Source organism: Acinetobacter sp. YH12134 (assembly GCF_013418555.1).
In the GTDB taxonomy this organism is placed as follows: Bacteria; Pseudomonadota; Gammaproteobacteria; order Pseudomonadales; family Moraxellaceae; genus Acinetobacter; species Acinetobacter indicus.
In genome coordinates this window covers 1-10439 of sequence record NZ_VPBT01000038.1, presented here as the reverse complement: position 1 = coordinate 10439, position 10439 = coordinate 1, and the positions used below count along the sequence as shown (strand labels likewise).

General features: G+C 36.6%; 9 protein-coding genes and 5 pseudogenes. 10 read left to right on the top strand and 4 right to left on the bottom strand.

Translation table 11 applies throughout. The features are described from left to right. The 5 genes and pseudogenes from FTU69_RS14290 to FTU69_RS14275 all read left to right on the top strand — a co-directional run. The coding region (locus FTU69_RS14290) for a DUF2345 domain-containing protein (protein ID WP_180104082.1) at window positions 1-1184 on the top strand (1184 nt) is incomplete at its 5' end. Beyond that, window positions 1181-2632: a hypothetical protein gene (locus FTU69_RS14285; protein WP_180104081.1), complete on the top strand. Its 1452-nt coding sequence runs from the start codon at window positions 1181-1183 to the stop codon at window positions 2630-2632. The genes FTU69_RS14290 and FTU69_RS14285, both read left to right, overlap by 4 nt. Before the next feature lie 4 nt (window positions 2633-2636). Continuing rightward, window positions 2637-3704, top strand: coding sequence for a PoNe immunity protein domain-containing protein (locus tag FTU69_RS14280; RefSeq protein ID WP_180104080.1), 1068 nt, complete (start codon window positions 2637-2639; stop codon window positions 3702-3704). 93 nt (window positions 3705-3797) lie between these two features. Continuing rightward, a pseudogene (locus FTU69_RS14955) lies at window positions 3798-3905 on the top strand (hypothetical protein); the annotation flags it as partial. A 4-nt stretch (window positions 3906-3909) separates the two neighbouring features. After that, window positions 3910-4977 carry a PoNe immunity protein domain-containing protein gene (locus tag FTU69_RS14275; protein ID WP_180104079.1) on the top strand — a complete coding sequence of 356 codons (1068 nt, stop codon included), beginning with the start codon at window positions 3910-3912 and terminating at the stop codon, window positions 4975-4977. A 77-nt stretch (window positions 4978-5054) separates the two neighbouring features. On the opposite strand, the pseudogene FTU69_RS14270 reads toward FTU69_RS14275, so the two are convergent. Next, a pseudogene (locus FTU69_RS14270) lies at window positions 5055-5321 on the bottom strand (4Fe-4S dicluster domain-containing protein); the annotation flags it as partial. Here FTU69_RS14270 and FTU69_RS14265 point away from each other — a divergent pair. From FTU69_RS14265 to FTU69_RS14255, 3 genes are read left to right on the top strand one after another with little or no spacing between them, the layout of a single operon-like run. Further along, window positions 5315-5686 (top strand): hypothetical protein, encoded by a 372-nt coding sequence (locus tag FTU69_RS14265; RefSeq protein ID WP_163146175.1) that lies wholly within the window; start codon window positions 5315-5317, stop codon window positions 5684-5686. The pseudogene FTU69_RS14270 and the gene FTU69_RS14265 overlap by 7 nt on opposite strands. An 8-nt stretch (window positions 5687-5694) precedes the next feature. After that, window positions 5695-6639 (top strand): hypothetical protein, encoded by a 945-nt coding sequence (locus tag FTU69_RS14260; protein ID WP_180104078.1) that lies wholly within the window; start codon window positions 5695-5697, stop codon window positions 6637-6639. Window positions 6640-6641: 2 nt separating this feature from the next. After that, window positions 6642-7586 (top strand): hypothetical protein, encoded by a 945-nt coding sequence (locus FTU69_RS14255; RefSeq protein ID WP_180104077.1) that lies wholly within the window; start codon window positions 6642-6644, stop codon window positions 7584-7586. Between the two features lie 337 nt (window positions 7587-7923). Here FTU69_RS14255 and FTU69_RS14250 read toward each other — a convergent pair. After that, a pseudogene (locus tag FTU69_RS14250) lies at window positions 7924-8118 on the bottom strand (IS481 family transposase); the annotation flags it as partial. A 117-nt stretch (window positions 8119-8235) separates the two neighbouring features. After that, a pseudogene (locus tag FTU69_RS14245) lies at window positions 8236-8820 on the bottom strand (IS3 family transposase); the annotation flags it as partial. A gap of 290 nt (window positions 8821-9110) precedes the next feature. On the opposite strand from FTU69_RS14245, the gene FTU69_RS14240 reads away from it, so the two are divergent. Next, complete coding sequence (locus FTU69_RS14240) at window positions 9111-9539, top strand: hypothetical protein (RefSeq protein ID WP_075167225.1); 429 nt, start codon at window positions 9111-9113, stop codon at window positions 9537-9539. Window positions 9540-9836: 297 nt separating this feature from the next. Then, a complete protein-coding gene (locus FTU69_RS14235; RefSeq protein WP_168383889.1) occupies window positions 9837-10292 on the top strand; it encodes a hypothetical protein in 456 nt (151 codons plus the stop codon). Window positions 10293-10323: 31 nt separating this feature from the next. On the opposite strand, the pseudogene FTU69_RS14230 reads toward FTU69_RS14235, so the two are convergent. Then, window positions 10324-10439: pseudogene (locus FTU69_RS14230) on the bottom strand (IS30 family transposase); the annotation flags it as partial.

The following is a 10439-nucleotide window of genomic DNA, read 5'->3' as shown; positions in this document are numbered from 1 at the left end:
GCTTACTGATTTCCACCCATCCACAGGCACAAGCCGAAGGCAATCATCTCGATGCCAGTGAAGCCAAGAGTCAGCTAGAAAGCAGCCTGAACAATGCTCAAGCCTTAAGTGAAGTGGCCAAAAACCAACAAACTGATCCACTGAGCTTACTCGAAAACCTACAGGGCTACCTCAAGAACTTAGAGAGTGAAGACCAAAGCAAAGCCGCGGCTTTCAAACAAGCGATCATGCTCTTGGCTTCACCAAGTTCAATTGCCCTAGAAAGTAACGAAGACATCCACCTCAGTGCAGATGGGCAGATCAACCAGATTGCACAAGGAAGCATTAACACCAGCACGCAAGACAGCATCATCGGACATGCCAGCAAAAAGATCAGTTTATTTGCAGCGCAAGAAGGGGCACGACTCTATGCAGGCAAAGGCAAGATCGAGATTCAAGCTCAAGGGGATGGTGCTGATCTGATTGCTAGAAAGGGTGTGCAGATTATTTCGACGGAGGCAAATGTCGACATCACCAGTGCGAAAGAAATCGTACTGACCGCAGGCGGTTCGCAACTAAAAATAAATGCTTCGGGGATTTTTCCTACGACTGGCGGTAAGTTTGAGGTTAAAGCAGGGCAGCATCAGTTTGTGAATGGAAAGAATGTATCAGCAAAATTTCCAGCTTTACCTACCTTTAAATTATTACCTAATAAAGTGGAATTAAAATACATTTATGATGACTTAAAACCTGTTGCACAAGCTCCATTTAAATTGATTTTTGCTGATGGTTCTTCTCAAGAAGGAGTACTAGATGCCGAAGGTTATGCCAAAGTCACTATTCCTAGTGATAAAACTCAACCTAAAGTCTACTATGGCTTTAGTAGTGTTGAGGCGAAACCAGATAGAGAAAAAGTTGATAATCCTTTCAAAGATCAAAAAGTGATGAGTGTTACTGAAGCAGAGCAGTTAATTGAAAAATATAATCAACAGGAACTTGATGCATTATTAGATGAATATTTCCCTGATGAAATTGAAGAGATGCTCACGTCAAATAATATCGAATACGACGATCATGTAAGCGATTATGAAGAACAATTAATACCACAACAAAATGATGTAGACGATGCAATAGCAGATGATTTAGAAGAAATTTTACTTACAGATGATTCTACTTCTAGATTAGACCTAGGAGATAAACAATGAATACTGCCGTAGCCAAGGGTTCAACGCAAGCTGTGAGAATAACAGCTAAAGGGGAAGAATCGGCGGCTCAATGGATTAAAGGTGTACTTGATGGTAGTGGCTCCAGTCCTGCTCAAATTATTGTTGCAGTTGTGATAGGTTGTATACCCTTTGTTGGTCAAGGCGTTGATGTCGGGAATGTGATTGTCTCAGTCGTTAAAATATCAGAAAAGCCAGATAATAAAGAGAATTGGTTTGATTTGGTATTTAATCTTGTTGCATTTGTTCCAATTGCTGGTGATGGATTAAAAATTGTTTTTAAACAATTGCGTTCAGGTAAAGCTATGGGAGCTATTTTGGATGCAATACCAAGCAAAACATTACGTGGTGATGTAGATAAATGGTTTAGAACCTTAAATTGGAATACATACACAAGAGAGCTGCAAACAACTAGTAATAAAATTATTGATGGTTTAATTGGCGTCTTTGATAGTTGGATGACACGAGCTGTTCTCGGCAATGCTAAGTTAAAAACATTAGTAACTCAGCTTCAGCAAATGAAGAAAGTTGCCAATCAAAAAATTGATATGGTTATGAAAGAAATGCAAGCAGCCCATAAAAAGGCACTAGTAACTCCTTATCCTAACACTACAGCTAGAGCTCCAATTACGACTCGAACACCGACAACAACCAGTAGACCAAATCAAAATCCAGCCCCACGAACTCAGCAAAATGGCAATGTATCAAGAAATACTGGAGGAAATAATGTAAGCCCAGGTCGTCAAAATACTTCAACACGACGTCAACAATTACAGCGAAAAAGAAGATCGAATCAAGAACTTGGTTCAGGTGGTGAGCACATTACGGATTATTACTATGTAAAACGCATGAAAAGTCGCTCTAAAATTAATAATAATGGCGTGCTGTACGAATATCACGATACGGGTCATAACGGACTTGATCATGTATGGCATAGTGCTCGACTAGCACATAAGTATCGTATTACAGACAGTAAAGCGACCAATGCACTGAGTCATCGAACACTCATGACGCCTAAAGCCGCCATGATGGCATTGAAAATGGGTCTCGATGTTTATATGGCATCAGACCAAGATGATAAAGTGAAACGCTCCGTTGGAACAACGGTGAGTGATGGGGTGCAAATGTCACATTTATGGATTGCTAATAAGATAAAAAGCTCAAAAATTATTGAGTTACATGAAGAAAAATTGATTTTACAAATAGAAGCATGGCGACGTGTTAACTTTAAACCAAGTACAGAAAGAAAAATTGGAAAAACCGTTGCAATACGTTGTCCTTATGATAGAAGCCTAGTTACGATTACAGGCGATAAATTTGACCATCATGAAAAATGTAAAGGTTTAAATAAACCCAAGTGCACACGGACAGTGACTGCGCATGGGATTAAATTAGAATTTGTTTTACCCAATGAGATGTTGGAGAGATAAAAGAATGTCGATACAAGTAAATGATAAAGATATAGATTGGCACAGTTGGTTAAATTTAGAAGTAAAAGATTCAAAAAAATATAGAGATAACTTTCTTGAATCAAAAATGTATCATAAACGATTTGACATTTTAGTGAATGGTATATATTCCGTTACAGACGGTTTCAATAAGTATAAAAATGATTCTAAATTTGGCGGATATATCGCAGCTGGTCATCAACGCTTACAAGATGCTTTAAACTTAATATCTTTACAATATTCCGCGGGTGGAGATTTAAATTTTTTAACGGAACTTTACCCATATATTCTTCATTGGACAGAAGAGTATGCTGAAACGAGTCATCTTTATAATTTAAGCCCAGATGCAGGTGGACGTTATGTCTGGCATATTTCTTTAGGAACTGAAGATTATTGGTATATTGCTTTACGACTGATATGCTTTGGTTTACTGACAGGGTATGCAGATCAAATGAGTCGAATTATGACGATTATCGATTATGTGGAAGCAACGCCTGAAGGGCAGGAAAAAGATGGTTTAATCGAGCGATTGATTGCTCCATTTGTAACAGATCGAGGCATACCACCGAACGATGCACGTCGTCATTTGCCTTATCGTAAGCTCATTAAAGTTTTTGATGCTGATGCAGAAAAGCGTCCAGCAATGATGTTGCAATACTTAGAAGATTGGTATGAAGCCAGTCGTCGTGAACCTTATCATGATCAACATCCACAACCTGATATTAGATCAGGCATCAGTTATTTTGGTTATTGGTCATGGGAAGCAGCAGCTGTGACATGGCTATTAGATATTGACGATTCAACTTATCGAGAGCATCAATTTTATCCGAAAGATTTAGTCGATTTTGCTAGATCGCAAGCTGAATCGGTTTCAGCAGAAACCACTATAGAAAAAATTAAAATCAAAGGTGGAGAGCAATCCACGAAAACAGGTTTTTGGACGACTCCTGCCCAGCCAAATCAGCGTCAGCACTTTAGTAAAGGTGAGATTTTACCAACGCTTTCTGAACAAGATTGGGGTGAAGTATATTGGTATTATGATGGTGAAGAATAGAATTAAAAATGCCCTTCGGGGCATTATTTTTATATGGATAATATTATTGCCCATTCTTAATATCATAAGTCCAAAGAAAAAAATAACTTCAACCATTATGAGAAATGTAAAGGCCTAAATTAGCCAAAGTGTACACTGACAGTAACCGCACACGGTATAAAATTAGAATTTGTTTTACCAAACGAGATGTTGGAGAGATAAAAGAATGTCAACACAAGTAGGTGATCAAGAAATAGATTGGCAAAAATGGGAAAGGTTAGAAATAGATAATGAAATTAGCTTTCGAGATGAATATTTATTAATACAAGATTACCATGAGAATTTTGATGAATTATTAAACGGATTATATGCCGTTGTTGATGGATTTAGTCATTATAAAAATGATTATAAGTTTGGTGGATATATTGCTTCTGGAAGAAGACGGATTATTGATACTTTAGATTTGATGTCCTTACAGTATTCAGCAGGTGGAGATTTAAATTTTATAAAAGAACTTTACCCGTATCTTCTTCATTGGGCAGAAGAATATGCTGAAACGAGTCATCTTTATAATTTAAGCCCTGATGCAGGTGGACGTTATGTCTGGCATATTTCCTTGGGAACTGAAGATTATTGGTATATTGCTTTACGATTGATATGCTTTGGTTTACTGACAGGGTATGCAGATCAAATGAGTCGAATTATGACGATTATCGACTACACAGAAGCAACACCTGAAGGACAAGAAAAAGATGGCTTAATCGAGCGATTGGTTGCTTCATTTGTAACAGATCGAGGCATACCACCGAATGATGCACGTCGTCATTTGCCTTATCGTAAGCTCATTAAAGTTTTTGATGCTGCACCTGAAAAACGTCCAGCGATGATGTTGCAGTACTTAGAAGATTGGTATGAAGCCAGTCGTCGTGAACCTTATCATGATCAACATCCACAACCTGATATTAGATCAGGTATCAGTTATTTTGGTTATTGGTCATGGGAAGCGGCAGCTGTTACATGGTTGTTAGATATTGATGATACCATTTATCGAGAGCATCAATTTTATCCGAAAGATTTAGTTGATTTTTCTAAAGCACAATCAGAAAAAGTACAAACACAAGATTCAGTAGAAAAAATTAAAATCAAAGGTGGGGATAAATGTCCAAAAACAGGTTATTGGACGACTCCAGCCCAACCAAATGAGCGTCAATATTTTGATAGAGGTGACATTTTACCAATGCTTTCAGAACAAGACTGGGGTGAAGTATATTGGTATTTTGATGGTGAAGAATAAAACTATATCGCTCAAGGGGAAACTTTCGTATTTATCGAAGTTTAATAAAAAAACTTTAGCGAGGGTTTTAAAAGACATTACATATTCGAATAGCTCATATCACCTGCACTCTCAGGTACAACCCAAGTAATATTTTGTGACGGATCTTTAATATCACAAGTCTTACAGTGAACACAGTTCGCAGCATTAATTTGGAAACGCTTAGAACCATCATCATTTTCCATTATTTCGTATACACCAGCAGGGCAGTAGCGCTGAGCAGGCTCATCCCATTGAGGAAGGTGAAGTTTTATATCGTGTTTTAGATCCACGTAGTTTAGATAACAGTATTTGTTGGATGCGTAAGTCTGAGTTTGGAAAGCTAAAAAGTCGTGAAGATTGGCGTGATAAATTTGCAGTTTGGGCAAGCTGGAATGCTAATGGTGAATATCTTGAATATACAGTTCCTAAAGGACAGAAGTTGTATGCATGGGAAGGACCTGCTGCCTCACAACAGCTTAAAGAATTCTATTTAGAAGGTGGTGGGATTCAAATTGTGCTTCATCCTGATCATTTAATTCCTTCGGGATTAAGCAAGCGCAAATTGACAGGTTGGGGCTATGGCACCGACACTGAGATTGGCAACTTTTCAATGGTTGGCGTTCCAACTTTACAAACTAATATGGGTGATTATAGTTTGGCTGCCAAGCTAGAACATAAACCAAGATAGAGAAAATTATGAATTACGAAGTAAATCCAAAAGCTACATATTTGTTAGAACAATTTAGCTCGTTAGCATTTTTTGAGACTATGCGTAATAACTATCGTTTTTTTTTAGATAGTTTAGAAGAATTATTTGAAATCTATATGCATAATTTACCATATAGTTTACGAAGTTTACCCTATCCTGAGCAAGCAGATATTCAATGGGGAGAAACTGTTTTGCCTAATTTAAGAAATACAATGGACTATATAGACGAGTGTTATGTAAAAATAAAATCAGGAGATTTTACATATTTGGATTGTGTGGGTGATGTTCGTTCCAATGATAAAGGCTTAAGTGAATTTTCTCCACATTGGATGGATGATTTACCTAAAGATAGAGTAGAAAAATGTTGGAATTACTATTCAATTGCCAAAAGTTATGCTTCGATTATTGGGAATACTTATCCCACATATTGGGAAAAAGGATTTTTGGAAGAAAATTTTCCAAGTTTAAGCAGATTTAATAATATAGATGTAATGTTACCAGTGTCTTATCCTATTTATAGGATAAATCCAGAAGTGAAAGTGGATTCCAGAGAAAAGATAATTAAAACAGGTATTTATGTTTGTGATGGATTTGACAATAATTTAAAATTTTTAGCAGCTAGTCCAGAAGATGATAATGGTTTTGCTCCACGATATGCGATTCAAGATCAAGAAACTGGAAGAAACATATATTATGAGACCACATGGACTCTAGTTGAGAGGATTGCAGATGAAGGTGGGTCATCTGAGACAATTCAAATAGAAAACTTAAAAGGTTTAGCTGGTCAGGCTTGCCAACGAACAGGCAATTGGTGGAGTCCTGCAAATCAATTGCAATCCCGTTATTTTGAACAGGGAGAGGTATTTCCTGAGATTGAAAATAATAGTTGGGGAGAAACGATTTGGTATTTAGAAGTTACTAATAAGAAGTAAATATGCGTTATAGCGTAAATCCCAAAGCTGTATATTTGTTGGAACAGTTTAGCTCCTTAGAGTTCTTTGCAGTGATGTACAACAATTATCGTCTCTTTTTAGAAAGCCTAGAGGAGCTATTTGAAATCTATATGCATAATTTACGAAGTTTACCCTATCCAGAACAAGCAGATATTCAATGGGGGGGAACTGTTTTGCCTAATTTAAGAAATACGATGGATCGTATAGAGACTGCATACGCAAAAATAAAAACAGGTGATTTTACTTATTTACGTTGTACTGGAGAAATACGCTCTAATGATAAAGGTTTGAGTGAGTTTTCTCCACATTGGATGGATGATTTACCTACAGATAAAGTAAAACAATGTTGGGATTATTATTCAATTGCCAAAAGCTATGCTTCAATTATTTCAAATACTTATCCAACCTATTGGAATATTGATGAGCTTGTTATTGATTATCCTGAAGCTGATATATTTCATGAAATCAATCTAGTTTTACCTGACTCTTATCCAATTTATAGAATAAATCCAGAAATAATAGTTAAATCTAATGAGAACGTTGGGAAAACAGGTATCTATATTTGTGAAGAAGATAGAAACAGAATTGAGTTTATGGCAGCAAGTGAGGAGGAAGGTAGAGGAGTAGGAAGTGTTATAGCTACTGAAATGGATCCTGAAACATTTGAGACTTTCTATGGCGATTGTACTTGGGTGCTAGTTGAACGCATTGCAGATGAAGGTGGTTCATCTGAGACAATTCAAGCTGAAAGCTTAAAAGGTTTTGCTGGTCAGACTTGTCAACGGACAGGTAATTGGTGGAGTCCTGCAAATCAATTGCAATCCCGTTATTTTGAACAGGGAGAGGTATTCCCTGAGGTTGAAAATAATAGTTGGGGAGAGACGATTTGGTATTTAGAAGTTACTAATAAAATAAATGAAAATTAATGCGAGTTTTTTATTTCTTTGATTCTCAAATAAATTACCTGTTTGGATTGTTCGGACCATCCGTAAGATTAGGTATAGGTATAACGCGTATAATGTTCTGTGAAGGGTCTTTAATATCTCGGTCTTACAGCATATACAGTTGGCTGTATTAATGAAGAATAAAAAGTCATGACGAGTGGTTAGATGTATGACATGTTAAAAATTGAAGGCCGAATCCAACGTTTGGAAGTTTATGATGGAGCTTTAAATGCTTTAGGATCTTCGGGAGATACACAAATTGGTTGTACTAGCTCAAACCTGATCTGACAGTTACCCATTTTTTATTGTGCCTGTCAGGTTAAATTTGAGCTAAATTCTTCTCAGCCCAAATCCGTTTTCCATCAAGTAAAGTTTCAAGTGGTGTACGACCACAGCACATTTTTCCTTGATGAGTCCGTTCAGTATTATAGAATTTCAGCCAATCGTCTAGATCAACTTGTAATTCTTCCAATGAGCTATAAAGCTTCTTCCTAAACGTAATTTGATAGAACTCCTGGGCTTTGTTGCACAAAGATTTCATAACTATATGATTTTAAAAGTTTTGATTACTTTTTAATCCAAAATTAAATTTATTTAAATCAGATGCTTACATATTTATGTAACAAAGCCAATTTGGTTTGCAATATAACGCCTGAATACCCATTTTCTTCATTAAAGTACGTGTATGACGTCGTCCTATATGATGCCCTTGACGATTCAACAAATCACGCATCATACGACTGCCTGCAAAAGGATATTGCATATGTAATTCATCAATACATCGCATCAGCTTCAGATCTGATGAGTTAACAGGTTTTGGGCGATAATAATAACAACCACGAGAGACTTTCAGTAACTTAGCTTGTTTAGATACTGAAATCTGAAGTGAGAGATCGATTAACTTTTGTGGTTGAAGCGGCCCAGTTTCTTCAACACACCTTCTAAAAAATCAATTTCTAATGCCTGCTCACCGATTTTTGCATGTAGTTTTTTTAGATCAATGGGGGGGGGCTGATGGAGCTTTTGATTGATCGAAAGCTTGCGAGGAAGCTGAGATCAATTGATTTTTCCAGTCAATAATTTGGTTTTGATGAACATCAAACTCAGAACTCAATTCAGCAAGTGTTTTTTCTGCTTTGATCGCAGCAAGTGCTACCTTGGCCTTAAAGTCATTTGAATGATTTCTTCTTGGTCTACGTGCCATAAAATACTCCATATATTGATGTTTATAACATCATTTGAGGAGCAGAATATCACTTATAGGAGTTGTTCAAATTTCCGGATCCATCTCTCTTTCGAGCAAGAAGAGCTGCTTCAAAGTGTGCTGCTAAAAGTGAAAAATAAGATGATGACAATGGATCAGGCGATGGAAGACTTAGAGAGTTTAGTTGACGAAAACGAATAAACTCATAAAACATAACTTTATGCTAACACAATTAATTTGGCATCAAAGAAACGTGAAGTTAGGAATATTCTTTAAGTAAATTAAAAATTATAGGTGATGTGATGAATATATTTAAAAAAATTGTGATGCTGCCAGTAGGCTTGGCTTTAGGTTTGGTGGGTTGCAGTGCAGGCTCAAGTAAAACTTATATACTTACGACAACCTCCTTTAATTATGATCCAAGTTATCGCACATATGATGTTTTGTTAAATGAAGAGTTAATTGGTAGTGGCGGTACGAAAAGATCGGCAGTTATTACAGGACCACAATATGTTACATGGGGGCAAACAAATATTCGTAAACAACACGTTGCAAAAAATATTCCTTATTTAACCAAAGAGGATTTAAAAGGAAAAAGCTATTTAGCAGTGCATCTCTATCCGGATGATAGTGTTGAAATTACACTTACAGATTCTGAAAGCATGCCTAATGCTACACAGAAAGGGCTGGAATGGAGAAATAAACTACGAAAAGAGAAAAATAATAAATAGTGGTGTCCTATGATAAGTAATATAAAAAGTTAAGAATATAAATCAAGATGTAGATAATCTTGGTCCACAAAAAAACAAGACTGTGCTGATGGGGATTCAAGTTAGTCATCCTATTTATGTATCTGGTGTCGGAACCTCATTTAATCGTGAGCTAAATATAGTCGAAAAAAGAATAGCCACAGTGCAAGATTATGAGCTTACAGGTGGTGTAAGACGGATAAGATATGGTGAAAATCAAATCAATATTAACTTTTCGAAGCCGTTCGAAAAGAAGTTGGAGTCGCGACAGGTGATGTGATGAATATATTTAAAAAAATTGTGATGTTACCAATAAGTTTAGCTTTAGGTTTGGTGGGATGTAGTTCAGGTTCCGGTAAAACCTATGTTCTAACGACCACATCATTTGGCTATGATCCCAGTTATAGACCATATATTGTACGAGTGAATGGCGAGGAGGTTGGAGGAGGCTTTGGGGCAGCCACTAAACGATCTGCGATTATTACTGGACCACAATATGTTACATGGGGACAAACAAATATTCGTAAACAACACGTTGCAAAAAATGTTCCTTATCTGACCAAAGAGGACTTAAAAGGAAAAAGCTATTTAGCAGTGCACCTTTATCCAGATGATACGGTTGAAATCACATTGACTGAAGGGCGAAATATGCCTGATGCTACAAAAATGGGATTAGAAGTGAGATCGAAATTAATTGATGAATTAAATGAGAGTGATAAAAAAATAAAAAGGTAAGAATATGGTTTCTCAATTAGGCTTGGCGAATTCAAACATGAGGTGCGACAGTTTCAAAAGCCTTATGATAATCAACAAGCTGAGCAAACTTCTCTAATGGTGTAAGCCAATCTAACGCTTTTCTAGGACGAGTATTCAGTGACATGG

Bases quoted from the DNA above. Each gene is read 5' to 3' on its own strand.
- FTU69_RS14285 (WP_180104081.1), top strand. From the start codon at position 1,181: ATGAATACTGCCGTAGCCAAGGGTTCAACGCAAGCTGTGAGAATAACA.
- FTU69_RS14280 (WP_180104080.1), top strand. From the start codon at position 2,637: ATGTCGATACAAGTAAATGATAAAGATATAGATTGGCACAGTTGGTTA.
- FTU69_RS14275 (WP_180104079.1), top strand. From the start codon at position 3,910: ATGTCAACACAAGTAGGTGATCAAGAAATAGATTGGCAAAAATGGGAA.
- FTU69_RS14265 (WP_163146175.1), top strand. From the start codon at position 5,315: ATGCGTAAGTCTGAGTTTGGAAAGCTAAAAAGTCGTGAAGATTGGCGT.
- FTU69_RS14260 (WP_180104078.1), top strand. From the start codon at position 5,695: ATGAATTACGAAGTAAATCCAAAAGCTACATATTTGTTAGAACAATTT.
- FTU69_RS14255 (WP_180104077.1), top strand. From the start codon at position 6,642: ATGCGTTATAGCGTAAATCCCAAAGCTGTATATTTGTTGGAACAGTTT.
- FTU69_RS14240 (WP_075167225.1), top strand. From the start codon at position 9,111: ATGAATATATTTAAAAAAATTGTGATGCTGCCAGTAGGCTTGGCTTTA.
- FTU69_RS14235 (WP_168383889.1), top strand. From the start codon at position 9,837: ATGAATATATTTAAAAAAATTGTGATGTTACCAATAAGTTTAGCTTTA.